Origin of the sequence: Bradyrhizobium sp. JR4.1, from assembly GCF_040548605.1 — a bacterium.
GTDB lineage: Bacteria > Pseudomonadota > Alphaproteobacteria > Rhizobiales > Xanthobacteraceae > Bradyrhizobium > Bradyrhizobium canariense.
The window spans coordinates 65,267-90,773 of the sequence record NZ_JBEPRY010000019.1 but is presented as its reverse complement, the minus strand read 5'-3'; the positions used below and the strand labels follow the sequence as shown (position 1 = coordinate 90,773).

The following is a 25,507-nucleotide window of genomic DNA, read 5'->3' as shown; positions in this document are numbered from 1 at the left end:
CTCGATTCCGGCGATCAGCTCGCCGCCGCGGCGATGTCCGTGGGCTCGACGGTGTCGACCGGCAGCGCAAACTGCTCGACGCGCTGGTAGCGCTTCTTGTTGAGCAGGAGCCGCGTCACGTCGGGGCGCGAATAATGCCCGGCTGGATCAGCGGCGTTCTTGGCGACACCGATGGCGCCAAGATCGATCTCGGCGATCAAGAGGCCCTCCTGGTCCGGCGCGAGCTTATCGCCGATCTGGCTGCCGTCCGGACCGTAGATCGCAGCGAAGCCACCACCGGCATGCAACAGCGCGTGCTTGTCCGGCCGATCACAGAGTTCGTCGATCATCGCTTGCGAGACCGTCGCGCAAGGGGCAAGCACGAAGCAGGAGCCCTCCACGGCATAGACGCGCGAGGCGGCGTTATTCACCTCGGCGCCGAGCGCCGGCGCGAACGGATCGTAGAGCGAAAAGCTCGGCCAGGCCGCGACATGGACCTGCTCGTTCTGGGCATACATCGCGTATTTCGACAGCGGCTGGAGATGCTCCCAGCAGCACAGGGCGCCGATGCGGCCGATGTCGGGCCGCGCGTGCACGGCGAGATCGCTGCCGTCGCCCTCGCCATAGACCGTGCGCTCGGCATGGGTCGGCCGCAGCTTGCGGCGCTTTGCGATGGTCGCGCCATCCGGCCCGATCAGCCATTGCGCCAGATAAAGACTGCCGCCGTCGCGCTCGGACAGGCCGAGCACGGCAGTGAGCTTGGCCTTGTGCACGGCGTCGCGCAGCCGCTCGGCCTGCGGACTGTCATAAGACAACGAATTGTCGAAATAGCGCTGCACGAAGCCGCGGCCGATCGCCCAGGCCGGGGAATCCATCCAGATGTGCCAGGGGTAGCCGGGGATGAAGGCTTCCGGAAAGGCGATCAGCTTTGCGCCCTTCTCGGCGGCGTCCCTGATCAGGGCGATCGACTTGTCGATCGAGGCGTCGAGATCGAGCCAGGCAGGCGCCGCCTGCACCACCGCGACCTTGTATTTCGGATGTTCGATGCCCATTCCCACCTCCCTTGCCGGTTGATCGGAAGCCAGGTCCGATGCAGTCTATTTGACCAAGCCGGGGCGGCGGGCGCTCGACCGCGGCGGAACAAAAACTCGACCGGACGGGATTCGCCGACCCGGTACGGGATTTGCCTCCGGCCAGGCGGGACCTGCGCCAACGCGCGATGTTGCGGGATGTGAAAGGGAGGCTCTGCAGATGCCAATCCAGTTCACCACGGACGACAGCCCCGGCCACCGTCGGCTTGCGCTCTGGCAGGATATCGTCTGCGACGTCTTCGTCGGGCTCGACTGCAGGTCCGATCTTGGCAGCGCCTTTCGCGGCTCCGTCACCCGGGCGCCACTGGGCAAGGTGGAATGCTCCGAGGTCTGCTCCGACCGTCAGCACGTCTTGCGCACGCCCTCGCGCATCGCTCGCTCGGATCAGGATTTCATCCTGATCGCGCTCGGCAATCGCGGCGCCGGCGGCGTGGTGCAGGACGGCCGCGAGGCCGTGGTGCACCCGGGAGAGTTTGCGCTCTATGACACCACCCGGCCCTACGAGCTGAAATTCGACGGCATCTTCACGCAGACCATCTTCAAGGTGCCGCGCGAGATGCTGCAGCGCCGGCTCGGCGCGACCGAAACCCTAACCGCCAGCGCTTTCGGACCAGACTCGGCACTGCAGAGGATCGCCTACGATTTCATCTACCGGCTTTGCCAGAGCGCGGATCAGATCGATCCGCACCACGCCGCCGCGCTGTCGGAACAGGCCGTCGATGTCCTGGCGATGGCGCTGGGCGAGCGGCTAGGCAAGACGCCGCTGCCGTCCTCGACCCATCGCTCCGCCCTGCTCTACCGATTGAAGGCAAATATCCGGGCTCATCTTGCCGATCCCGACCTCTCGCTGTCCGAGACCGCAGCGGCGCTCGGCATTTCGTCCCGCTATGTCAACGATCTCCTCGCCGACGAGGAAACCTCGTTCCAGCGCTACGTCCTCGGTGAGCGCCTCGCTCAATGCAGACGCGATCTCGTCTCCCCCGTGCTCGCTCACCGCCACATCAGCGAGATCGCCTTCGCCTGGGGCTTCAACGACCTCTCGCATTTCGGCCGCGTCTTCCGCGAGCATTTCGGGATGTCACCGCGCGACTACCGGCAGAGCCAGTCGCGGCATTGACGCAAGGTCTGCCGAGAGCGTCGCCTACGGCACAAGCGCATCGCTGGGAGATGCGACGCGGGCCTTCATCGCTTCGCTCATGGGAAGCTGGAGGTTCTCCCCTTTCGGCGGAATCGGCGACTCGAACCACTTCGCGTAGAGCCTCCCGAATTCACCGGACGCCATCTTCTCCTTGATCGCGGCATCGACGACGGCCTTGAACTCGGGATCTTCCCTGCGGGTCACTAGCCCATAGTAAGAAGGCGCATAGGTGGCCGCCAACATCCGGAAAGCCCTGGGATCCAAGGCGTTCGCGACGAGACCGGCAACCAGGATATCGTCCTCGAACCACGCCGTGGCGCGACCCGTTCCCAGCATGAGGAGCGACTCGGCGTGGTCCTTGGCCTGCACGATCGTCACATTCAGCTTCTGGTCATCGAGGAGCTTCTTGGCGACGCCGAAATTCAGCGAGCCCTGCGTGATGACGACCGTCTGCCCGTCAAGTCCTTTCGGCTCCATCAGCTGCGACGAGGCCGACACCAGCCAGCGCGGCGATGCCACATAGGTCGCAACGGAGAACGCCACCTGCTTTTGCCGTTCGGCCGTATTGGTCGTGCTGCCGCACTCGACGTCGATGGTACTGTTCTGGAGCAGCGGGATGCGATTGGACGCATTCACCGGAACGTATTCGACCTCCAGCTCAAGCCGCTGCAACATGACCTTGACCTTGTCGGCCACTGCGGCACAGAGGTCGAGCGAGAGCCCGGTCGGTTTCTGATCTGCTCCGAGATAGGCGAACGGAATCGACGCCTCGCGGTAGCCGAAGCTGATCTTGCCGACCTCCCTGATCTTTTCCAAAGTCTGACTCGCCGCTTGCGCGGCCCCCATCTCGAGCAGCGCCAGTGATGCGGCGGCAATGGCGAGCTTCGGCGCGTGTACGCGGATCATGTCAGCCTCCAACCAGTTGCTAAGCAGTGGGATTTCGCGACAGCTCGTCGAGACTTTCTCTCAAAGCCCGATCAAGGATCTCAACAGCGCGGTCGATCTCCTCGGTCGAGACGGTCAACGGCGGCGCGATACGCCACACCGATCCGCGCTCGGGGCGGCGGCGGATGTTCATGCTCAGCCCGTACTCGAAGCACTTCTTCGTGGTGAGGCCGCCAAGCTGGTGGGCTGGGCGTCGGCTGTTGCGATCGCTGACCAGCTCGACGCCAAGCAGAAGGCCCATGCCTCTGATGTCGCCGATCTGCTCGTATTTCTGCTGGAGCCCTTCGAACCGGCCTCGCAGGTAGGCTCCCATCTCGTTGGCGCGTGCGACAAGTTTCTCCTCAGTGATCACGCGCAGCACCGCGAGCCCGACCTCGGCAAGCAAGGGATCGGACACGTGGCTGGTGTAATAGGTAAAGTGATCCTCGTGGAGCTTGCTCTCGATCGCCTCGGTGGTCGACACCGCCGCAAGCGGAAGCCCACCGCCGAGCGTCTTCGACATAGTCATGATGTCCGGAACGACCCCGAAATATTCGGATCCGGTCTTCTTTCCGATACGCCCGAAAGCAGTCTGGGCCTCGTCGAAGATCAGCAGCATGCCGCGCTCATCAGCCGCCTTTCGCAGGGCCTCCATGAACGCCTTCGGCGGCACCAGCACGCCGCCGGCGCTGATCACGGGCTCCGCGATGATCGCAGCACCCCTCCCGCTCGACTGCATGTCGAACATTTTCAGGGCGAGTTCGAGATTGGCGAGCGCAGACTCGTCATCGCTGCCCTTCGAGATGTAGGGCCGGTAGGCGTTCGGCTCCGGGATGACGAACACGCCGGGCGGCGGCACGCCATATCCCTTGCGGTCGCTCGCCATCGAGACCGAGGCCGCTCCGCCGGTGATGCCGTGCCACGAGCCGCCGAGAACGAGCACCTCGTAGCCGCCCGTGTACATCTTGGCCATCCGGAGCGCGACTTCGGTTGCTTCCGAACCGGTATTGATGAAGATCGAGCGTTTGAGATCGCCGGGCAGCCAATCCCTCGCCAGCACCTGGGCGAGCTCGGCGACCACTTCGGGGATCATCCCGCTGAAGAGATGGAAGGCCTTCTTTCCCGCCTTCTCCACCGCCGCGACGATGGCTGGATGGTTGTGGCCGATGGTGGCGCACATCTGGCCCGAGGTGAAATCGAGATAGTCGCGCCCATCGCTGTCGGTCACGATCGTCCCCTTCGCCGAGGTGAAGAGGTTCGGAAACACGTCTCCGCCATAGCGGACGAGGAATTCGTCGGCGGCCTGTTTCAGCGCTGAAGTCATGGGTTCTCCTCGGGCAAGCGGCATCCGCCGCACAGCCGTGCGGTGTGGCGATGCACTCGCCGTTGTCGGGTCGGTCTTTTGGGGCACGAAGCTGTTGCTTCAGGGCGTTTGCGGTACAAGAATTGCCTGAGCAACAGATAAATTCGTACCGGGCAGACATGATGGGCGCCAGTTCAAAAAACTCAGCAGCCGATGAAGCGGGGTCAACACCGCGGTCGAGAATGCCGCCGCTCAAGGCGCTGTCGGCATTCGAAGCCGCTTCGCGCCACGGCAGCTTCAGCCGCGCCGCAGAGGAGCTCGGGGTTACGCCCTCCGCGATCAGCCACCACATCCAGAAGTTGGAGGATTTCCTCGGCGTTCGTGTTTTTTCGCGGCACGCCGGCCGCGCGGTGCTCACCAATGCCGGTCGCGTCTATGCCGCCGAGATCGAGCGCGCATTTGGAATGATCATGGGCGCGACGCGGCTGGTCGCGCCGCAGTCGCAGCGCAATCATCTGTTCATCGCGAGCGGCCCGAGCTTTGCCGCCAAATGGCTTCAGCCGCGGATCGGGAATTTCATCGGCGAGCATCCGGAGATCGGGATCAGGCTGTCAACTATCGCCGACTTGCGCGAGCTCGATACCATTCGCTTCGATCTCGCCATCGCCTATGGACGCCCGCCCGTCCTCAACGACCGGCAGATCGAGCCGCTCCTGGCTGAGCGTCTGCGTCCGCTCTGTAGCCCGCTTCTGATCGAGCAACTCGGACTTCACGAGCCCGGCGATCTTGCCCGGGCCACCTTGATTCATTCGTCGAACGCGCTGACCTGGACCGACTATCTGCGAAAGGTCGTCGGCACGACGATCAAGGCACGCCACGAATTGTGGTTCGATCGATCCACCATGGCCATCGACGCCGCGGTCGAAGGTCTCGGCGTCGTCCTGGAGAGCGAGATTCTCGCCGCCGACGAGCTGGAAAAGGGCACCCTAGTCGCGCCGTTCCATCAGCCCCAATTCGAGGTCGAGACCGTGTCTTATTATCTGGTGCGGTCCTCCGAGGCCAAAGGCCGCAGCCATGTCGACGCGTTCGAAGCCTGGCTGCGCGCGAAGATCACGGCTGCGAATTTGAAGGAGACAATCGTGGCGTAACGCGTGCGGCCCCAGCAGAGCCGCTATGTGAGCACGCAATAGGACACTGCGCGTGCTTGCTCTACCATCGGCACCAGGCCGCGGGGATCAATCAGCGGCCAGCCGAGGAGCAAATCGATGGAATACCGACGCTTGGGCCGCTCGGGCCTGATGGTACCCGCCTTGAGTCTTGGGACCGGTACCTTCGGCGGCGTTGGCCGCCTCGCTGCATGGGGCACGACTGACGCGACCGAAGCGCGGCGCCTTCTGGATATCTGTCTCGATGCCGGCGTGTCGATGTTCGACACCGCGAACGTCTATTCGCTCGGCGAATCCGAGCGCGTTCTCGGCGAAGCCATCAAGGGCCGCCGCGACAAGGTTTTGGTCTCGACCAAGGCGACGTTCCGCTTCGGCGACGGCCCCAACGACATCGGGTCGTCGCGGCAGCATCTGCTCACAGCCATCGATGCTTCGCTGAGCCGGCTCGGCACCGATTACATCGACCTGTTCCAGCTTCACGGCTTCGACGCCTTCACCCCTCCTGAGGAGGTGCTTAGCACGCTCGACGTGCTCGTGCGCGCCGGCAAGATCCGCTACGTCGGCGTGTCGAACTTTTCGGGCTGGCACCTGATGAAATCGCTTGGCGTGCTAGTGAGCCCGCGAAGGCCGTTCCGACCCATGCCCGCGGTGCCGGGAGACCCGCGCCGGGCGCAGGAACCGCCCGTATCCTGCCGGGTTGCGATGCATCTCGCAATTTCCTAGTCCGGAGACGAACCACGGCTCGAATCAAGCCCGCCGCCATCATGTCGCCAGCCCCCATGGAGCACGCCGACGGCCTGCCGCAGCCGCAGCGTGGCCAGGCGGTCCTGACGATTGCGCTCGGCATCATCATGGCAGTGGTCGACAGCGCCATCGCCAACGTCGCGCTGCCGACGATCGCGGCCGACCTCGATGCAAGCCCGGCGTTCTCGATCTGGATCGTCAACGGCTACCAGCTCGCGATCACGATCTCGCTGCTGCCGCTGGCTTCGCTCGGCGAGATCGTCGGCTATCGCCGCGTCTATCTGGTCGGGCTGGTGCTGTTCACGCTTGCCTCCGCATTCTGCGCGCTGGCGCACACGCTGCCGCTCCTCACGATTGCACGCATCGTGCAGGGGTTCGGCGCGGCCGGCATCATGAGCGTCAACGCGGCGCTGGTGCGCTTCACCTACCCTCGCAGCCAGCTCGGCCGCGGCATCGGGCTCAACGCCCTCGTCGTCGCCTTCTCGGCCGCGGTCGGCCCGACGCTCGCGGCCGGCATCCTGGCGTTCGGCAGCTGGCCCTGGCTGTTCGCCATCAACGTCCCGCTCGGCGTGGTGACACTGGTGCTGGGCTTGCGCAGCCTGCCGCACACCAGGCCTGCGAGCCATTCCTTCGACTGGCAGAGCGCGGGGCTGTCCGCGATCACTTTCGGCGTCGGCATCGCGGCCGTCGATAGCGTCGGTCATGGCGAAGCGGCGATCACCTGCCTCGTGCAGTTCGCCATCGCGCTCGTCGCCGGCGCACTGCTGATCTACCGCGAGACCCACATGGCCTCGCCGCTGCTGCCGATCGACCTGTTGCGCATCCCGGTGTTCGCGCTGTCGATCGCAACCTCGATCGCCTCGTTCTGCGGGCAAATGCTGGCCTTCGTCGCGATCCCCTTCTACCTCCAAAGCCGCTTCGGCTATTCGGCGGTGCATATGGGGCTCCTGATCACGCCTTGGCCGATCGCGGTCGCGTTCGCAGCACCCCTCGCCGGTCGCCTGGTCGAGCATTATCCGGCAGGCCTGCTCGGCGGCATCGGCCTCACGCTGTTCGCCTGCGGCCTCGCGGCGCTCGCCTTGCTGCCGGCGGCGCCCACGCCGCTCGATGTGATCTGGCGGATGGCGCTGGCCGGCGCCGGCTTCGGCCTGTTCCAGACCCCCAACAACCGCACCATGATCGCGGCCGCCCCGCGCGAGCGTGCCGGCGGCGCCAGCGGCATGCTGGGGACGGCGCGGCTGCTTGGGCAGACCACCGGCGCAGCGCTGGTCGCGCTGTTCCTCGGCCGCTATCCGATCGAGGGAACCAGGATCGCGTTGCTGACCGGCGTCGGCTTCGCGCTCTGCGGCGCGGCGCTGAGCATGTTGCGGCTGTCGCCCGCGGGCGCGCGCGGCGCCGAGCATGTTCGTGTGCAGGACGACCAGCGCCTGCGCGGTGACTAGCCGAGCCCACGCGGACGCTACCACCCTTCCTATACACAACCGGTGCGTAGCTTAACTATCTGAACCAATGACGTATTGCCCTCCCGCTGTGGTTGCGCTTCAATGGCGTCGGGGAATAAGGGGCACTTCATGCGATCATTTGGAATTGTGGCGCTCAGCGTCATGCTGGGCGGCTGCGCGTCTGTCACGCGCGGCACGACCGAAAATATCAGCATCTCATCAACACCGTCAGGCGTGGAAGCAATTGTCAACGGAATGGAAGTTCCAACCACCTGCACCACACCCTGCTCAGTGGTCGTCAAACGCAGCGCCGACATCTCGATTGCCTTCCAGAAGGAAGGCTATGAACCGCAGGTCGTTCCGCTCAGCCGAGACATACAGACCGGCGGAGCCGCCGGCTTTGCGGGCAATCTGTTGCTCGGCGGCGTCGTCGGCATGGGCGTCGATGCAGCGACCGGGGCGGCAACCGATCACAACCGAATCCAGTTATCGTAACCATGCAGCCCTCTGTCCCGCACGCAGCGCCGCGCGCTCCGAAAAAGCCGCAGCCGCCCCGCGCGCCGGAGGCTGGGACGTAAGGTCGGCACGACGGGATCGGCTACCTGAGCCTAGTTCCTGCCCGGCCCCGCCACGAGGCAACATCCAGCGCTAAACAAAAAGGCCGGCTCTGCAGCCGGCCTTTTCAATTCATCGCGTGCAGATCAAACCTTGACCAGCGGGCTCTTGGTCGGCCCCTTCGAGCCGCCGGGGCCACCGGGCTTGGACTTGCCCGGCGGGCGCTTGCGGGCACCCGGGAGCTTCTCCTGCTTCGGCGTGACCGGACCCTCGACGAACTCGAAGCCGATCTTGTCCTTGCTCTCGTCGGCCTCGTCCTTGATCAGAACGACGCGGACATGGCCGCCACCCTTGAGCTTGCCGAACAGCACCTCGTCGGCAAGCGGCTTCTTGATGTGCTCCTGGATCACGCGAGCCATGGGACGTGCGCCCATCTGCTCGTCGTAACCATGCTTCACCAGCCAGGTCTTGGCGGGCTCGGACAGCTCGATGGTGACGTCGCGATCGCCGAGTTGCGCTTCGAGCTGAAGCACGAACTTCTCGACCACCGTACCGATCACCTCGACGCTGAGATGGCCGAACGACACGACGGCATCGAGACGGTTGCGGAATTCCGGCGCAAACTGCCGGTTGATTGCCTCGTGGTCGTCGCCTTCCCGCTTCGAACGCGTGAAGCCGAACGCCTGCTTGGCGAGATCGGACGCGCCCGCATTCGTGGTCATGATCAGGATCACGTTGCGGAAGTTGACCTGCTTGCCGTTGTGGTCGGTGAGCCGGCCGTGATCCATGATCTGGAGCAGCACGTTATAGAGATCGGGATGCGCCTTCTCGATCTCGTCGAGCAGCACCACGCAATGCGGATGCTGGTCGACGCCGTCGGTGAGCAGGCCGCCCTGATCGAAGCCGACATAGCCGGGAGGCGCGCCGATCAGGCGCGACACGGTGTGCCGCTCCATGTATTCGGACATGTCGAAGCGCAACAGCTCGACGCCGAGCGACGCCGCGAGTTGCTTTGCGACCTCGGTCTTGCCGACGCCGGTCGGACCCGAGAACAGATAGCAGCCGATCGGCTTCTCCGGCTCGCGCAGGCCGGCTCGCGCCAGCTTGATCGAAGCGGCGAGCGATTCGATCGCCTTGTCCTGACCGAACACGGTGCGCTTCAGGGTCTGCTCGAGATGCTTGAGCACCTCGGCATCGTCCTTCGACACGCTCTTCGGCGGGATCCGCGCCATCGAAGCGATCGTGGTCTCGATCTCCTTGATGCCGATGGTCTTCTTGCGCTTGTTCTCGGCGACCAGCATCTGCGCCGCGCCGGATTCGTCGATCACGTCGATCGCCTTGTCCGGCAGCTTGCGGTCGTGGATGTAGCGCGAAGAGAGCTGCACCGCAGCCTCGATCGCCTCATTGGTGTATTTCAGCCGGTGGTAGTCTTCGAAGTACGGCTTAAGTCCCTTGAGGATTGCGATCGCGTCCTCGACCGTCGGCTCGTTGACGTCGATCTTCTGGAAGCGCCGCACCAGCGCGCGGTCCTTCTCGAAGTGCTGGCGGTATTCCTTGTAAGTGGTCGAGCCCATGCAGCGGATGGTGCCGGAAGCGAGCGCGGGCTTGAGCAGGTTCGAGGCATCCATCGCCCCGCCCGACGTCGCGCCCGCACCGATCACGGTGTGGATCTCATCGATGAACAGGATGGCGTTGGGATGCGCCTCGAGTTCCTTCAGCACCTGCTTCAGGCGTTCCTCGAAGTCGCCGCGATAGCGCGTACCGGCGAGCAGCGTGCCCATGTCGAGCGAGAACACGGTCGCAGCCGCCAGCACCTCCGGCACTTCGCTGTCGACGATGCGCTTGGCCAGGCCCTCCGCGATCGCGGTCTTGCCGACGCCGGCCTCGCCCACGAACAGCGGATTGTTCTTCTGCCGGCGGCACAGCACCTGGATCGCGCGGTTGATCTCGGAATTGCGTCCGATCACCGGATCGATCTTGCCGTCGCGCGCCTTCTTGTTGAGGTTGACGCAATAGGTCTCGAGCGCCTCGCCCTTCTTCTTGGCGTCGTCGCTGCCCTTGGTCTCGGTCTCTTCGTCGACGCCGCGCACGGGGCGTGCCTCGGAGACGCCCGGTCGCTTCGCGATGCCGTGGCTGATGTAGTTGACGGCGTCGTAGCGCGTCATGTCCTGCTCTTGCAGGAAATACGCGGCATGACTCTCGCGCTCGGCAAAGATCGCGATCAGCACGTTGGCGCCGGTCACCTCTTCGCGACCGGACGACTGAACGTGGATCACCGCGCGCTGGATCACGCGCTGGAAACCTGCGGTCGGCTTGGCGTCGTCGGCGCCGTCCGTCACCAGGTTCTCGAATTCGGTCTCAAGATAATTGACGAGGCTCGTACGGAGCTTGTCGAGGTCGACACTACAGGCGCGCATGACGGCGGCTGCATCGGAGTCGTCGATCAGGGAGAGCAAAAGATGCTCGAGCGTCGCGTATTGGTGATGACGCTCGTTTGCGATCGCCAGTGCACGATGCAGGGATTGTTCAAGGCTTTGGGAAAAAGTCGGCATTCGCGTCCTCTATGGCCCCCACCATCATGATCGCCATCGCCCGGTCAGGCAACAACAACCTTTGTCACATATAGTTATACAAGATCGCGGCGAAAGACCGGTTCCGCGACTCAGGCGGCTGCACAGCTGCGGTATTTTTCGATGCAAAACCCGTTCCGGTTTGGGCACGATCGGCACCGGTCCGAAATTCCGTAGTTTTGCCGTCTGCAACGAACATCGCGCGCAGACATCACGCGGCAATCACACTGCGACATGCACAAGAACCGCCTTCAAACGCGCCGTGTCTTACTTCTTTTCCATCACGCATTGCAGCGGATGCTGGTGCTTGCGAGCGAAATCCATCACCTGCGTCACCTTGGTCTCGGCGATCTCGTAGGTGAACACGCCACACTCCCCGATCCCGTGATGATGTACGTGCAGCATGATCTTGGTTGCGGCCTCGGCGTCCTTCTGGAAGAATTTCTCCAGCACATGAACGACGAATTCCATCGGCGTGTAGTCGTCGTTCAGGATCAGCACACGGTACAGGTTCGGCCGCTTCGTCTTCGGCTTGACCTTGGTGATGACGGACGTGTTTGGCGCGGAGGGACCGCCCGAACGGTTCTCGTCGTTGCTCATCAGCGGAGCGTGGGCGTGGGCGGCGGCGGCCGCGGACGGATCTGGTCTGGAAGACAGTTGCGGCATGGCTCAGGCGTTCAAATTCCCCACAGAAGCGTATGGCGGTTCGCCGCGCAGCCCCGGCCTTCGGAGCTTCGCACAGGCGCACCGCCTTGTTGGGTCGCCGCTTCCAGCCGGTCCGGTCCAAGCCGGATCGGCTTCACCGAATATGGGCCTGCCCCCGGCTCGCCGCAAGCGTGCGACAGCTCGGCCGATGCGGCCATGGCGGTCCCGATTCCCGGTCCGGGCGATCCTCACCAAGGTTAATCAATCCGGACTGATTTGACAAAAGCTTCCGCCCCGCCCGTTTAGAAGATGTTGACCAGGAACCCGGCCAGTAACGCGGCTGCGGCGGCTTCGCGCGGGTTATCTCCGGTTTTCTACGGATCCATTTACCCTGCCTTCAATGGCGTGGCGCGAAAACGGGCAAAGTCACAGATTTCCGGGAATCGTCATGTCTCGCCTGCCCCTTGTCAGCGGTATTGTTGGTCGACACCTCTCCCGGTTTGCAGCGGCCGAACAAGGCAATATCGCCGTGATCTTCGCTATCGCGCTGCTCCCGGTTCTAGGCTTCGTCGGAGCTGCAATCGATTACAGTCGCGCGGCCCAGGCTCGTTCCGCAATGCAGGCGGCCCTCGATTCGACCTCGCTGATGGTCTCCAAGGATCTGTCGTCCGGCACCATCACAGCGTCGCAGATCAGCACCAAAGCGCAGGCTTATTTCAACGCCCTGTTCACCGCCACCAACGCCCTGCCGTCGGTCAGCATCGCGGCCACTTACACCGCAAGCACCAGCATGGGCTCCACCATCCAGGTCACCGGCACCGGCACCTACACGACCACCTTCATGAAGGTCGCAGGTTTCCCGACACTCGACGTCGGCGCCGATTCCACCAGCGCCTGGGGTCTGGTGCGCATGCGCGTGGCCTTGGTGCTCGACAACACGGGGTCGATGGCGGACGACGGCAAGATGGCGGCGATGCAGACCGCCGCGAAGAGCCTCGTCGACCAGCTCAGCCCGCTCGCCAAGACCGATGGCGACGTCTACATCTCGATCGTTCCGTTTGCCAAGGACGTCAACGTCGGTGCCAGCAACTACAACAAGTACTGGGTCGATTTCACCGATTGGGACGCGGCCCGCGGTACCAGGTCCGCCAACCACAACAGGTGGACGGGATGCGTGGTCGACCGCGACCAGGACTACGACACCAAGAGCACGACGCCCACGGGCGGCAACGCGGGAACGCAGTTCCCGGCTGAACAGTACTCCTACTGCGACACCGGCAGTTCGTCCTATCTGCAGCCAATCATGCCGCTGAGCTACGACTGGAGTTCACTCAAGAGCCGGATCGACGCCATGAAGCCCACCGGTAACACCAACCAGGGCATTGGCCTCGCCTGGGGCTGGATGACGCTGTCGACCGGCGATCCCATGAACGCGCCGGCCAAAGACGCCAACTACACCTACAAGGACGCGATCGTGCTGCTCTCCGACGGTCTCAACACGCAGAACCGCTGGTACGGCAACGCTTGGCAAATCGACGCGCGGCAGAAGAAACTGTGCGACAACGCCAAGGCGGCGAACATCACGATCTATACGGTGCAAGTGAACACCGGGAGCGATCCGACGTCCAGCGTACTGCAATATGCGCGAGCGGCACCGACAAGTTCTATCTGGTGACGAAGGCAGATCAGACCGTCTCGGTGTTCAAGGACATCGGCACGTCGCTGTCCAAGCTGCGCGTGGCGCGCTGAGATCGACACGCCGCGACACAAAAAAAGCCCGGCTGTTGCAGCCGGGCTTTTGATTCCAGGACGTCAGGAAACGTTAGCTGGCGGCCGGAGTGAACTTCGACACAATGGTCTCGACCGGCTTGAACGCCTGCTTGGCGAGGTCGCCGTAAAGGCCTGCGATCTTCTGCGATTCCGCGACGAAGGACTCGTAGGCGGAACGGGCGAATTCGGTCTGCGCTTCGACGGCCTTGTCCAGCGACTTCACGCCGAAAAGCTTCTCGACGAAGGACTTGGTGTCTTCGAACGACTTCTTGGTGTAGTCGCCGTAGGCGCTGGCGATCGCCTGAAGGCCGTGCTGCATCGAGGTCGCGGAGGCGACGTACTGCTCGAAGTGCTCTTTCCCGTAGCCTTGAAAGTCTTCAACCTTGAACATTCGGAATCCTTTTCCCTAGCTCTCGTCGGGAAGCCCCGGCTCCCTGACTCTGCTCACAATTAGTGCAACGCACAAAAAAGTCAAGAATTTTGTGCGTCGCACAAATTACGTACAAAATTCGCCGCGATTCCCGGGGTTTCCCGCAATGGTTCCTTAAGCTTTTGGAAACCGCAGCGCCCTACCTTGATTCCCTGGACGTGTTCTACTTCCACAAGCGGCCAAAAGCCGTTGGAGAACATCACCTTAGCCAGAACAGCGGCTCAGGCCCAACGTCACCCGCGGCCAACACCTGCGGAGGACAGCCTGAGCAGGTAATGATCCAGGGTCCCATGGGCACAATTTCGCCTCACGAGCCGGTGATCAAGTCAGAAACGGGGACGGGGTTTCATGCTTCGTAAAAACTTGTCTTCCTCGCGCTTGGCGCGGGTTGGCGTTTTTGGGCTTCTTGCGGTTACCAGTGCGGTCATCTTCACCACAGATGCTGCCGAGGCGCGGCGCCACCGGCGTCACTATGCGCAACACCGCGTGCAGCGCGATGTGTCCGAGAGTTCCAGCCCGAAATTCGCATCGATCATCGTCGACGGCAATTCCGGCTCCGTGCTTCAGGCAACGAGCCCCGACGGGATCCGCCATCCGGCCTCGCTGACCAAGATCATGACGCTCTATCTGCTGTTCGAGCGTCTCGAGTCCGGGAAGATGAAGCTCGACACCGAGATGCCGGTCTCACAGCACGCCGCCGATCAGGATCCGACCAAGCTGAACCTGCGTGCCGGCCAGACCATCCGCGTCGAGGACGCGATCAAGGGTCTCGTCACCCGCTCCGCCAACGACGCAGCCGTTGTGATCGCGGAAGCGATTGGCGGCGACGAGGACGACTTCGCCCAGATGATGACGCGCAAGGCGCGTTCGCTCGGCATGTCCAGGACGGTTTACCGCAACGCCAACGGCCTTCCCAACGACGAGCAGGTCACGACCGCGCGCGACCAGGCCACGCTCGGCCGCGCCATCCAGGAGCGCTTTCCGCGCTACTATCGCTATTTCGCGACCTCGACCTTCAACTGGCGCGGACAGTCGATCCGGAACCACAATCATCTGCTCGGGAATGTGGAGGGCGTGGACGGCATCAAGACCGGCTATACTCGCGCCTCCGGCTTCAATCTCGTGACCTCGATGCGCCGCGGCAACCGCCACCTGATCGGCGTGGTGCTGGGCGGCCGCAGCGGCGGCTCGCGCGACGCCATCATGCGCAACCTGCTCGCGGAGAACCTCGATAAGGCCGCGACCACCCACACCGTCGCCGCGGTCACCGAGCGCAACGGTTCCGATGCCGCTGCCGAAGTCGCCGATGCGTCGGATACCCCGACCCGCTCCGCTCCGCAGGTCCAGGCTGCGGCTGCCCCTGCTCCCGAAGCAGCCCCGTCGCGTCTCGCCGCGCGCCTCTCGACGCTTGCGGCTGCGACTGCCGCGGTGCCGCCGGCTCAGCCCAGATCTGAAGCCAACAGGCCTGAAGTTCGGCCGACAGAATCCAGGATCGAGCCTGCGCCGCTCACGAATGGCGTGATCTCGAGCCAGCCGCTCTCGATCATCCCCGGCTCGTCCGAGCCGATGAAGCCGGTCCGGGTCAAGACCGTCCAGGTCAAGGCCGGCGCCGTGAAGGTCGCCTCCGCCGCCCCGGCTCAGATCGCACCGCAGGTCACGAGCACGATCGCGTCCCGTTCCGACGTCGCCGAAACCTCCGGCGCCGTCGTCGCCCGGGCAGACCTCATCAACAAGCCTGAGGTCGCCAGCCAACCGGAAGCTCCGAGGGCCGAGATCGCCCGTACCGAGCTGCCGCGGCAGCCGGCGGGCTTCGGCACCGGCAACGGCGTCCTCGGCGTCTTACCGGCCGCAACCGCCGCCGCACCTGCCCCGGCTGCTGCGAAGCTCGCGTCAGCCGACCCGGCGCTGCAGCCGATCATGAGCGCCACCACGAAGCCGGTCGTCACCCACAGCGGCTGGATCGTCCAGGTCGGCGCGCTCGAGAGCGAGAACGAAGCCCAGCAGCGCATCGACGCGGCGCGCAGCTCGGCTCGTGGCCTGCTCAGCAAGGCCGACCCGTTCACCGAGCCGGTCGTCGCGAAAGACAATCGCAAGCTCTACCGCGCCCGCTTCGCCGGGCTCGACCGCGACCAGGCCGAAGCCGTCTGCCGCACCCTGAAGCGCGCCGATATCTCCTGCATGACCGTCCGCAACTAATCTTTCGCACCGCTCCAATGAAAATGCCCGCGCCTAGCGCGGGCATTTTCATTTTCGGGACGCGGTGGCCGACGAGGCTGTTCCACGACAACCTCTCGTCAAGGATTTACGGTTAAAACTTTACGCAAGGGATCGACCACGCCGACAATGGCGGGCATCGGGCGACGGCAAACAGAGCAAGCAGAGCTCACACGGGACGAGCGTTTGTAGCGTGGTGCCGGAGTTAGCCGTTATGCGTGCGAAGCAGAGTATCCTTGGCCTCGTTTACACGGGCAGCGAGATACGTCGAGCCCCCCTGGTCGGGATGCAGTTTCTTCATCAGGGACTTGTGAGCCCGGCTGATGTCGTCACGCCCCGCCCCCGGCTGCAGGCCAAGGATCTGATAGGCCTCCTCCGTCGTCATTTTGCCGGTCGCCACCGTGCGGCGCTGCCCCCCTGCCGCGTCGCCCTGCGCGTTCTGACGCCAAGCGGGAAACCGGCGGTCCAGATAGCTTTCAAGTAGGGCCACGCTCTCGGCGTCGAACGCCGGGACCATTGCCAGCAGGGCCGCGAGATCGAACTCATCGAGATCGCGCCCGGCGTGAGGCCCGGCGACGATCCGGCCTCCGAGCTGGCCGGAATCGTGATCGAGCCGCATATCCAGGAATTGCGAGCGCACGCGCGAGGCCTGACCGGCCGGGCGCGTCGCGCCCCCGCCGAACAGCCCGCCGATATTGCCGAAGCCGGCGTTTGCCATCGGTGTCCAACCCAGGAGCCCGGCACCGAATATCCCGAGCGGGATCGCCACCACCAGTTCGCCCTTCAAGCCAGTGAACGCTGCGACAGCCAGCGCGACCACGCCGCCACCGAACCTGATCGCGCGTGCCAGCACCGCTGGGTTGGCCGAACGGAACATCTGGAGCAGCAGATAAAGGGTAATAACAGCGATAGCGCCGGCAATCAGGGTCATGGCCGGAATATAGTCGGCCTATCGCCAAAAAGCATCGTGTCCTTGCGCCCCCGCCGACCGCGCGCCAGCGCTACTTCATCTGGCCGATCAGCCTGGCCGCGCCACTTGCGGTCTTCGCCAATTGCAACAGCGCCTCGCGTCCGCCGGCCGCGTAGGCGGCGGCTGCGCGCAACAGCTCGCGCAACTGCGCCGCCGCGCCCGGATCGAACCGGCACCAGGCACCGCCTGTCAGACGCGCGATCTCGCGAAAGGCCTGCTCGGCCACTGAGTCATGGCCTTCCTGAAATACGAACACAGGCACCTTGAGCATGCCGAGCTCGCCTGCCTTGGCGCAGAGCTCGTCGACGTTCTCCTCCATGGCGTCGCCGACGAAGACAACGGCGCGCACGCCGGATGCGACCGCCTCGCGCCGCGACTCGCTCAGCACCTTGCCGATCTGGGTGTCGCCGCCACGGCAATCGATCTTGCCCATCAGCGTCGCAAGCCTGGCGCTGTCGGAGATCCATCCCGTGGCGCGGCACTCGTTGAAGCCGCGATAGTAGACGAGCCGGATGTCGAGACTGCCGAGCGCGGCGGTCTCACGGAACATGTCGGCCTGAAGCGCGCAGGCCATGTCCCAGGTCGGCTGCCGGCTCATCGTCGCATCCAGCGCGAAGATCAGCCGCCCTTTCGCACCGGGCGCATGCGGTGACAGCGCGCGCGCGTTTGCGACGAAGGCGGCGATGTCCTCCGAGGTCGAGGTCCCCGCCTGCGGCACAGCGCCATCTGGTTGTGCCGAGACGGCATCGCGGCCGCGCGGTTTGATGGGTTCGCCGGACATTCCTTGACCTTTCGTGAGCGGCTAATGTGGTCAGCGCACGCAGCTAGGTCAATGTGCAAAGCCCCCGCAGGCGGCAGCCGGCGGAGGCTTTGAATATCGCTATCGACGACGAGGAAGGCGTCAGCTCTTGGCAGGCGCCATCAAAGCGACCGGCCCGGGCTCGAGAATCTTGGGCGGGGACGATTGCGTATCGACCGGCGCCACTTCGCTGTCGGTCGCGCTCAGGAACTTGTCGAGCATGCCCTGGATCGAGTTCTTGGCCGCGTCCGGACCGGTGTCGCGCATGTCGTTGTGCTGGAATTCGGTCTTCACGACCTGGATGCCGGCCTTCTCGCATTCCTCGTCGGTCGGGATCACGCCCGCATCGGCCTTGAACTGCGGATCGGTGGAGCGGAACGACAGGATCTTGAACTTGCCGGCGGTGACGAAGGGCACGCGAAGATTGTCGAGCGTGACGACCTTCTTGACCTCATCCGGATACTGCTTGGCGAAATACATCGTGATGTCGCCGCCCATGGAGTGGCCGACCATCGTCACCTTTTCGTAGTCGGCGTTGGGCTGAACCTTCTTCATCTCCTGCATGGCGAGATGGATGTTGGCGACCCCGCGCAGGATCTGCGGCAGCCGGCCGACATAGATCTCGCCGGGTTTGGTCACCATCGGTGGATCGGTCGGCAAATCATGCTGCGGGCTGACGACGAGGTAGCCGCGCGCGGCGAAAATGTTGGCGAGGAAGCCGTACTCGGTGTTCTTGACGGTGTTGCCGTGGTTGATCACGGCGACCGGCATCGTGATCATGCCGGCATTGGCCTGCATTTCCTTGTCACGACGGATCGCGATATCGACGGGCACCGCACGGTTGTCGCGCGAGGCATCGTAGAAGGTGATGGTCTCGTGCCTGATTGCCCACTTGCTCGCCGTGAAATAGGCGACGCCACAGAGGGCACTGACCGAAACCAGAACGGCAATTCCACGCTTCATTTTCGTCCTCAGCCTCAGGCTCTTGCGGCCTGAATCCCTGTTGAAAATCGTGTTCTTCCGGAGCTCTTCGGCCCCTAGTCGCCTATTCCCTAATATATGTCACAGGCGCGTGACAGGAAGGCTAAATATTGTGAACCATCAGCCCTTTCATTGTGCGGCGCACACGTTTCTTGGGCACCCGGTTCTCATACGGCTACGTCAGGGTGCACGTCACCTTCCGACGCAACCTGTCTCGATCGGGTTCAATTTTGCAGTAAACGCGGGGTGAAAACGGTTGAGTGCGGGCTCGGTTCCCGTGGGAACCGGCCGCTGATCGACTGGAAGTAGCTATATACCGACGCCTAGGCGCCGAGGATGTCGTGGACCTCGAGCGGCTTGTCGACCTGATTGAACCACTCAGCGCGGTTGGCCGCGCGGCGGCGTCCGCGCTCGTCGAGCGGAAGCTTGAGCTGGCGGAGCAGGCTCGTCACCTCCTCCCGTGCGGTGAGATGGCCGAGATTGGGCCGCATGCCCAGCGTCGCCTCGTCGATCTCGTCCAGCGCGGTCAGGCCGCGCGGGAAGAACTCGCGATAGACGACGCGTTCGGCGAAGCCGTCGACGTAGCGGAAGCCGAGCCGTAGCGATAAATCCTTCAACCCCTCGGCAACGAGCTGCTTGTTGCGGGAGCCGAGCATCGACAGCCGGTTGCGCACCACGATCCAGTCGGTGGTCGCGCCGTCGAGCTGGCGGCGCTTGCGCCTGACATCCCGCACCATCTCGGCGTAGTGGCTTTCGCCTGTCACCGCGTAATTGGCGGGATCGACGGTGCCGAGCACATCGAAATCGAGGAAGCTGTCGTTGATCGGGGTCACCAGCGTGTCGGCCATCGAGTGCGCAAGCCGCATCAAATAGCTGTCGGTGCCGGGCGTATCGATGACGATGAAGTCGAAACTGCTCTCGACCGCCGAGACCGCCTCCATGAACTGAAGGAACTCCGAATTCTCATTCTCGGCGACCTGCATGGTCTCGCCGAGCTTGATGCAGCGATGCAGCGGCAGTTCGAGGTCGAGCTTGGTGCGGCGCGCCCAGGCGGAACGGTTGTTGATGTAGTGAGTAAAGCTCTGCTGACGGCAGTCGAGGTCGATGGTGGCGACGCGCTGGCCGGCTTTTAGAAGCGCGACCGCGATGTGCAGGGCGGTGGTCGACTTGCCGGAGCCGCCCTTCTCGTTGCCGAGCACGACCACATGCGCCGAGCCGGACTGGCCTTGGCTAGCTTGCACAAGCATCGCGATCCTCAACACCCCTAACGAATATCTTCGAGTTGGCCGCGTCTGCGGTCAAGTGAAATGCGTGACAGGCAATACAAATCGCGGCGCGCCGTCCTTCGTCATGAATCGCCGCGCCGCTTCGCGTCTGTGATCCAGCCCACAATGTCGCGACCTCTTGCGCGGCTTTGCGCGGGATGCTGTGCCGCATCCGGATGCGTGGCGTCCATGGTCGCCGCTTGTTAAGGTTAGCCTGCCGGGCGCCGGGACGCGCTCGCCGATTCCCAACCCCGTCGAGTTCTGATGTCACGCAGCCCCTTGATCGCCCGCACGGTCCCCACCTTGCGACGCGCCGTCGACAATCTTCGCAAGCGAAAGGCCACGATCGCGCTGGTCCCGACCATGGGAGCGCTCCATGACGGTCATGTGTCGCTGGTGCGCCTGGCCAAGCGGCGCGCGAGCCGCGTCGTGGTGTCGATCTTCGTCAATCCGACCCAGTTCGCCCCGACCGAGGACTTTGGCGCCTACCCGCGCACCTGGAAATCCGACATCGCCAAGCTCGCCGCCGAGGACGTCGACATCGTCTGGCACCCCGGCGCCGAGGCCATGTATCCGCAGGGCTTTGCCACCCGCATCGTACCGGAGGGACCGGCGCTGGCCGGCCTCGAGGACCGCTTCCGCCCGCATTTCTTCGGCGGCGTCGCCACCGTCGTCGGCAAGCTGTTCACGCAGTGCCGGCCGGATGTCGCGATCTTCGGCGAGAAGGATTTTCAGCAGTTGCGGGTGGTGGCGCAGATGGCCCGCGACCTCGACCTCGGCGTCAAGGTGATCGGTTCCCGCACCGTGCGCGAGCGCGACGGGCTCGCGATGTCCTCGCGCAACGTCTATTTGTCGCCACGGGAGCGGCAGACCGCAACGACGCTGTACCGCGCCATGAAGGAGAGCGCCGGGCGCATCCGCACCGGCGAAGCGATCGCAGCCGCAATGGCCCGCGGTGCCGCGATGATCACGGCAGCCGGCTTTGAGCTCGACTATTTCGAGGTCCGCCATGCAGCGACTTTGGCGCCTGTCGCCTCGCGCAAGGACGGGCCGTTGCGCATCCTGGTCGCGGCCAAGCTCGGCACGACCCGGCTGATCGACAATATCGCGGTTTAGAGCAGCCCGAGATCGCGCAGCTCGCGCCGCATCGGCTCCGGCATCGCCGCGATCGAGCCGGCGGCGGACTTGCCGAGATCGGGCGGCACGGAATCGTCGGCAAGGTAGCGCCAGCCCTGGAACGGGCGCATCGGCCGCGGCGACACCGGAATCACCTTCGGCTGCATCACGATCCGGCAGCGTCCGATGCCGTCCTTGTCGCGGAACGGCTCGATGCCGATGATCTTTTCGCGCGCGGCGACCTCGCCCTTGATCACCCAATAGAGCGAGCCCCCCGACAGGATCTCGGCGTCGCGCTTGGGCACCATGCGGGTGATGTGGATGTGATGTTGCGGCAGACCCTTCTTCTTGGCGGTCTGCATCCGTTCGGCCGTCCACTCCTTCAATTCCTTGACGGATTCGCAGCCGACGGCGAGCTTGATCAGATGTAGTGGCATGCCCCAGCATTAGCCGGGCAGCCGCGCATTTGGAATGCCGATCTACTCGTTATCCGCAGCCGGGGGAGCCGCGGCCGGCGGCGTGAGCGGAACCGGTGCTGCCGCTGGTGCCCGCGCAGCCTTCGGCGCAGGCGGCTTCTTCGCGGCGGGAGCTGCGGCCTGTGCCGAGGCCGCTGCCGGGGGGCGCGGAGCCGCCGCGTTCGCGGTGGGCGCCGCCTGACGCGTCGGCGGCTCCGGATTCATGATGCTGACCGGCGGCGTCGACGAGGCACTCGGGAACTCCGCACTGGTCGGCTTGCCCGTCGGCATCGACGGCGGCAGTCCGGCAAGGGCGGCAGTGGCGGGCAACGATTGCGCTGCTGCAGGCGCATTCCAGGTCGGGGCGTAGCGCGCGACCAGCGTGTCGTAGAGATGGGAATCCATGTTGGCGGCGACCTGCTGCTGGTCGGTCAGCGAGCGGAAGGCCGCACAGTCGAACTGCGTGCAACCGTCGCGCACGACCAGCACCTGCGCGACCAAGCCATAGCGATCACGTTCCAGCGATTTGCGCAGCACCTTGATGTCGGGCGTCAGGCTCTTCTCGGCGGTCGCGGCATCGCCGAGCGCCATCAGCCGGTCGATCCTGGCCGCGGTCGTGGAGACGGCCGCAGCGGCCACGTCCGGCGCGCCGAACAGCGCCTTCTCGCAGCCGATGGCCACGGCATCGCCGGCGAGATCGTCGAGACAGGACAACGCCGGCAGGCTCGCGGTCATCGCGGCCTGCGCGCGCGCCTCGATCGGGGTGGTCTGCCCTGCCGGTCCATCGACGCGCACAACAGCAGCCATCGCGATGGTGATGGCGAGCAGCGTAACAACGGTCAGCGCGCCGTTGGCGACCGACCGCTCGGCGCGCTGCAGCGTGACCAGGAGGATCAGTCCGAAGAAGCCGGCAGCCGCCAGCATCATCCACATTGGGAAGGCCGGCGAGCGCCAGATTTGGTCGAGCGACGAGGCCCATGCCCAGTTCATGCGCGACGTCCCCTCACGCGAGCAGAGAGCGAATGGTCAAAGCGAGTACCGAGAGTCGGCAACTGCCCCCGGCCCACCTTTTGAGGGTGAAGCGGGCCTTTTGACGGCGGCAGAATACAAATTCCCGGGGACGCGCCAATGCGCGGGTAGCGTCGGTCCTCAGGACAGCGCGAGCTGGCTTTCCTTGGCGACGCGTTCAAAAGCCTCGGTCGAGCTCTTGATCCGGTACTGGCAGTCGTCACCATCCGTCGGCAGCAAGCGGATGATCTCATACGAGCCGCTGGCAGCAGGGCGTGCGACATTGCTGGCCGTGAACAACACGCGCGATCCAATAGGGAATTTGTGCTTCAACACCCTCTCCATCACTCAAACAACGCCTGCCACGCCCGTGGTCCCACTGCGTCGGCCGGCCGGAAACCCGGCCGCTATATAGCATGCGGCGGGCTTTTTTGGCCAGCAGTATGCGACATGGCAAACGTGCAAATTTTGCAGTTATTTCAGAGTGATGCCGCCAGCCCGTGATACCGCTGGAACCGGTTCCTCAGGCGCTATGGGGCAAATGGCCGTCGGGGCTTGCGTGATCCACGGCTTTGGGCAGTTCCAGGGCCAGAATCTGGCCCAGCTGGTCCACCGGGATGTTGTAGCGCGCAGCCAATTGGCGGACGGTATCGCTGCCGAGCACGGTGCGGAGCTGGTCGGCCGAGATCGGCAGGTTCTGGCCGTTGCCGAGCCAGGATTTGACCTGGTCTCCGAACCCGGCCTGCTGGAGCTTTGCGACGATCGCGCCGAGGCCGCCCTGATTGTTGCTGCCGAGCACCTCGCTCAGCACAGCCGGCAACACGGCTGCCCCGAGCTGGCCGAGCGCGCTCCGCAGCGCCGGGTTGTTCTCCAACGAGTCCAGGATTCCCATGATAACCCCTCTCCTTGCCCGCAGCTCCGGCGCGATTGAGCGCCGTCACGCGCCGTGCCGTCAAGCCGCGCTCAATCACATTCGCGACTACACGTTCTCGAACTTTTCGATGACAAGCGTTTCGGCGAGCCCGTCCCGGGTCCATTCCTGCAACGCCGGCAGCGCCAGCATCGTGTCCATGTAGGCCTTGGTCTCCGGCGTGACCTCGATCGCGTAGGTGCGGAAGCGGTGCACGACCGGGGCATACATCGCATCCGCCGCGCCGAAGCGCCCGAACAGGAACGGTCCATTGGCGCCATACCGGGTCCGGCATTCGCGCCAGATCTCCTGCACGCGCGCGATATTGGCCTCGGCGTCCGCCGACAGCGTCACGGGGCGCACCGGGCGGTGCAGGTTCATGCCGCATTCGTTGCGAAGGGCCATGAAGCCGGAATGCATCTCGGCGCACACCGAACGGGCATGGGCGCGGGCGGCGGCGGCGTCCGGCCACAGCTTCACTTCCGGATAGCGCTCGGCGATATATTCGATGATGCTGAGCGAATCCCACACCGTGATGTCGCCGTCGACCAGCACCGGGACCTTTCCGGCGCGGCTGAACGAGATGATCTGCTCCTTGTCCGCGGGATTGTCGGTGTAGAGCGGGATAAGAGTCTCCACGAACGGGATGTCGTTGGCGCGGAGCGCGAGCCAGGGCCGCATCGACCATGACGAGTAATTCTTGTTGCCGATTGCGAGTTTCAGCGCAGCCATGTCATCAGTCCTTCCCGATACGCCTTGAAGCGAGCCGCTTTTAACGCCATCGCCTGCCGCCAATCAATCGTTGCTGCACCTCGCCATGCGTGGCAAGCGTTGCGATCCTCTCCAGGAGACTGACATGAGCAGGCATTGGGTCGACATCACAGCCGTCGGCTTCTTCATCATCGAATGGCTGGTCTACGCCCTGACGCTGGAGCATTCGGCCTACGGCCGCGACAGCCTGTCGGCGCGCATGAACCGCTACCGCGAGGTGTGGGTGCGCCGGCTGCTCGACCGCGACGCGCGCATGGTCGACATGCAGATCATGGCCTCGCTGCAGAACGGCACCGCCTTCTTCGCCTCCACCAGCCTGATCGCGCTCGGCGGCGCGCTGGCGCTGCTGCACGCGACCAACGACGCGATCACGATCTTGAGCAAGCTGCCGATCGATCTCAGCACCTCGCCCGCCATGTGGGAGCTGAAATGCGTCGGCCTTGTCCTGATCTGCGTCTATGCCTTCTTCAAATTCGCCTGGTCGTACCGCCTGTTCAACTATGTCGCGATCCTGTTCGGCGGCATGCCGGCGGCCTCGCAGCGTGACACGCCGGAGGCCGAAGCTCATGTGATCCGTACCTCGCGCCTGTTCGAATCCGCCGGCCGCCATTTCAACCGCGGCCAGCGCGCCTTCTTCTTCGCACTCGGCTATCTCGGCTGGTTCGTCAGCCCCTGGGTGTTGTTCGTCACCACGGCAGCCGTGGTGATCGTGACCTGGCGGCGGCAATTCGCCTCGAGCGCGTGGGAGGCGATGGCGCCGGAGGTGGCGGATGGTGATGAGATGAAGCGCGGTCGTTGACTCGCGCGTGTCCCGCACGCGACGGAATGCGCATGCGTAGGATGGGTAGAGCGAAGCGAAACCCATCACGCTTCTTCTTCGCGGAAGCATGATGGGTTTCGCAAGTGCTCTACCCATCCTACGCTTTCCAGACACAGCTTTGCATCCTCGCGGCGCGTTTCGCCCGAGCGTTGCTTGGTCGCTCCACCCTCTTGTCCAAGAGGGCGCAGGGAAGGCCGGGTGCTGACCTCGCACCCGCGGTCCGCTGCGCGAAAAGCACACGCAGAAAAACCGCACAGCAGCATACAGGTGGTGCCAATCACTTGGCCTTCCCTGCGCGATGGTTGGACGGCTTATGCCGTGCTCTCCCGGGAGCCGAACTTTCCTTCTGGCCTCCCTCGCCTCGCGAATTGGATGATGCTGTCTGCCCGGTTGGGCTCGCACACACCTCCGCGACAGCTTGACCGTAGCAACGACGGCCAG

General features: G+C 64.3%; 21 protein-coding genes and 3 pseudogenes. 9 read left to right on the top strand and 15 right to left on the bottom strand.

Annotation, left to right across the window (positions count from 1 at the left end):
* Positions 1 to 14: 14 nt before the first annotated feature.
* Positions 15 to 1,031, bottom strand: a complete 1,017-nt coding sequence (locus ABIB90_RS29755; protein ID WP_354158413.1) for a carbon-nitrogen hydrolase family protein — start codon at positions 1,029 to 1,031, stop codon at positions 15 to 17.
* A gap of 199 nt (positions 1,032 to 1,230) precedes the next feature.
* Here ABIB90_RS29755 and ABIB90_RS29750 point away from each other — a divergent pair, with 199 nt between their 5' ends.
* The gene (locus tag ABIB90_RS29750) at positions 1,231 to 2,187 is read left to right on the top strand and encodes an AraC-like ligand-binding domain-containing protein (RefSeq protein WP_354158415.1); all 957 of its coding nucleotides are present in this window, start codon (positions 1,231 to 1,233) and stop codon (positions 2,185 to 2,187) included.
* Positions 2,188 to 2,211: 24 nt separating this feature from the next.
* Here the strand turns inward: ABIB90_RS29750 and ABIB90_RS29745 are convergent, their stop codons facing one another.
* Both ABIB90_RS29745 and ABIB90_RS29740 read right to left on the bottom strand, forming a co-directional pair.
* Complete coding sequence (locus ABIB90_RS29745) at positions 2,212 to 3,114, bottom strand: amino acid ABC transporter substrate-binding protein (protein ID WP_354158417.1); 903 nt, start codon at positions 3,112 to 3,114, stop codon at positions 2,212 to 2,214.
* A 19-nt stretch (positions 3,115 to 3,133) separates the two neighbouring features.
* Complete coding sequence (locus tag ABIB90_RS29740; RefSeq protein ID WP_354201887.1) at positions 3,134 to 4,456, bottom strand: aspartate aminotransferase family protein; 1,323 nt, start codon at positions 4,454 to 4,456, stop codon at positions 3,134 to 3,136.
* A gap of 221 nt (positions 4,457 to 4,677) precedes the next feature.
* Here ABIB90_RS29740 and ABIB90_RS29735 point away from each other — a divergent pair, with 221 nt between their 5' ends.
* The 4 genes and pseudogenes from ABIB90_RS29735 to ABIB90_RS29720 all read left to right on the top strand — a co-directional run bounded on the left by ABIB90_RS29735 (position 4,678) and on the right by ABIB90_RS29720 (position 8,365).
* Positions 4,678 to 5,583 (top strand): LysR substrate-binding domain-containing protein, encoded by a 906-nt coding sequence (locus ABIB90_RS29735; protein ID WP_354201886.1) that lies wholly within the window; start codon positions 4,678 to 4,680, stop codon positions 5,581 to 5,583.
* Between the two features lie 117 nt (positions 5,584 to 5,700).
* Positions 5,701 to 6,210: pseudogene (locus tag ABIB90_RS29730) on the top strand (aldo/keto reductase); the annotation flags it as partial.
* Positions 6,211 to 6,365: 155 nt separating this feature from the next.
* Entirely contained in the window at positions 6,366 to 7,787 is a 1,422-nt protein-coding gene (locus ABIB90_RS29725) for an MFS transporter (RefSeq protein WP_051058504.1), read from the top strand.
* Positions 7,788 to 7,916: 129 nt separating this feature from the next.
* A pseudogene (locus ABIB90_RS29720) lies at positions 7,917 to 8,365 on the top strand (PEGA domain-containing protein).
* Positions 8,366 to 8,488: 123 nt separating this feature from the next.
* Here ABIB90_RS29720 and clpA read toward each other — a convergent pair.
* The gene (clpA, locus tag ABIB90_RS29715) at positions 8,489 to 10,894 is read right to left on the bottom strand and encodes an ATP-dependent Clp protease ATP-binding subunit ClpA (protein ID WP_007603241.1); all 2,406 of its coding nucleotides are present in this window, start codon (positions 10,892 to 10,894) and stop codon (positions 8,489 to 8,491) included.
* A 285-nt stretch (positions 10,895 to 11,179) separates the two neighbouring features.
* Positions 11,180 to 11,512, bottom strand: a complete 333-nt coding sequence (clpS, locus tag ABIB90_RS29710) for an ATP-dependent Clp protease adapter ClpS (RefSeq protein WP_018455182.1) — start codon at positions 11,510 to 11,512, stop codon at positions 11,180 to 11,182.
* A gap of 493 nt (positions 11,513 to 12,005) precedes the next feature.
* Here clpS and ABIB90_RS29705 point away from each other — a divergent pair.
* Positions 12,006 to 13,306, top strand: a pseudogene (locus ABIB90_RS29705) (vWA domain-containing protein).
* Positions 13,307 to 13,379: 73 nt separating this feature from the next.
* Here ABIB90_RS29705 and ABIB90_RS29700 read toward each other — a convergent pair.
* A complete protein-coding gene (locus ABIB90_RS29700) occupies positions 13,380 to 13,718 on the bottom strand; it encodes a phasin family protein (RefSeq protein WP_354201885.1) in 339 nt (112 codons plus the stop codon).
* Positions 13,719 to 14,105: 387 nt separating this feature from the next.
* Between ABIB90_RS29700 and ABIB90_RS29695 the strand changes: the two genes are divergently transcribed.
* Complete coding sequence (locus tag ABIB90_RS29695; protein ID WP_354201884.1) at positions 14,106 to 15,953, top strand: serine hydrolase; 1,848 nt, start codon at positions 14,106 to 14,108, stop codon at positions 15,951 to 15,953.
* A 223-nt stretch (positions 15,954 to 16,176) separates the two neighbouring features.
* On the opposite strand, the gene ABIB90_RS29690 is transcribed toward ABIB90_RS29695, so the two are convergent.
* The 4 genes from ABIB90_RS29690 to ABIB90_RS29675 all read right to left on the bottom strand — a co-directional run bounded on the left by ABIB90_RS29690 (position 16,177) and on the right by ABIB90_RS29675 (position 19,968).
* The gene (locus ABIB90_RS29690; RefSeq protein WP_007603236.1) at positions 16,177 to 16,902 is read right to left on the bottom strand and encodes a DnaJ domain-containing protein; all 726 of its coding nucleotides are present in this window, start codon (positions 16,900 to 16,902) and stop codon (positions 16,177 to 16,179) included.
* Positions 16,903 to 16,972: 70 nt separating this feature from the next.
* Positions 16,973 to 17,722, bottom strand: a complete 750-nt coding sequence (locus ABIB90_RS29685; protein WP_007603235.1) for a vWA domain-containing protein — start codon at positions 17,720 to 17,722, stop codon at positions 16,973 to 16,975.
* Positions 17,723 to 17,842: 120 nt separating this feature from the next.
* Positions 17,843 to 18,703 (bottom strand): alpha/beta fold hydrolase, encoded by an 861-nt coding sequence (locus ABIB90_RS29680; RefSeq protein ID WP_007603233.1) that lies wholly within the window; start codon positions 18,701 to 18,703, stop codon positions 17,843 to 17,845.
* A gap of 341 nt (positions 18,704 to 19,044) precedes the next feature.
* Complete coding sequence (locus tag ABIB90_RS29675; RefSeq protein WP_007603231.1) at positions 19,045 to 19,968, bottom strand: division plane positioning ATPase MipZ; 924 nt, start codon at positions 19,966 to 19,968, stop codon at positions 19,045 to 19,047.
* 282 nt (positions 19,969 to 20,250) lie between these two features.
* Between ABIB90_RS29675 and panC the strand changes: the two genes are divergently transcribed.
* Positions 20,251 to 21,102: a pantoate--beta-alanine ligase gene (gene panC / locus ABIB90_RS29670; protein WP_354201883.1), complete on the top strand. Its 852-nt coding sequence runs from the start codon at positions 20,251 to 20,253 to the stop codon at positions 21,100 to 21,102.
* On the opposite strand, the gene ABIB90_RS29665 is transcribed toward panC, so the two are convergent.
* From ABIB90_RS29665 to ABIB90_RS29645, 5 genes are all read right to left on the bottom strand, one after another.
* Positions 21,099 to 21,539 (bottom strand): DUF1489 family protein, encoded by a 441-nt coding sequence (locus ABIB90_RS29665; protein ID WP_007603229.1) that lies wholly within the window; start codon positions 21,537 to 21,539, stop codon positions 21,099 to 21,101. The two genes, panC and ABIB90_RS29665, sit on opposite strands and share 4 nt — an antisense overlap.
* A gap of 42 nt (positions 21,540 to 21,581) precedes the next feature.
* A complete protein-coding gene (locus ABIB90_RS29660; RefSeq protein WP_354201882.1) occupies positions 21,582 to 22,547 on the bottom strand; it encodes a hypothetical protein in 966 nt (321 codons plus the stop codon).
* A 159-nt stretch (positions 22,548 to 22,706) separates the two neighbouring features.
* On the bottom strand, positions 22,707 to 22,910 hold the full coding sequence (locus ABIB90_RS29655; protein ID WP_007603227.1) for a hypothetical protein: 204 nt from the start codon (positions 22,908 to 22,910) through the stop codon (positions 22,707 to 22,709).
* Between the two features lie 178 nt (positions 22,911 to 23,088).
* Complete coding sequence (locus ABIB90_RS29650; protein ID WP_354201881.1) at positions 23,089 to 23,457, bottom strand: YidB family protein; 369 nt, start codon at positions 23,455 to 23,457, stop codon at positions 23,089 to 23,091.
* An 87-nt stretch (positions 23,458 to 23,544) separates the two neighbouring features.
* Entirely contained in the window at positions 23,545 to 24,207 is a 663-nt protein-coding gene (locus ABIB90_RS29645) for a glutathione S-transferase family protein (protein ID WP_354201880.1), read from the bottom strand.
* 124 nt (positions 24,208 to 24,331) lie between these two features.
* Here ABIB90_RS29645 and ABIB90_RS29640 point away from each other — a divergent pair, with 124 nt between their 5' ends.
* The gene (locus ABIB90_RS29640; protein WP_007603224.1) at positions 24,332 to 25,045 is read left to right on the top strand and encodes a DUF599 domain-containing protein; all 714 of its coding nucleotides are present in this window, start codon (positions 24,332 to 24,334) and stop codon (positions 25,043 to 25,045) included.
* Positions 25,046 to 25,507 lie beyond the last annotated feature (462 nt).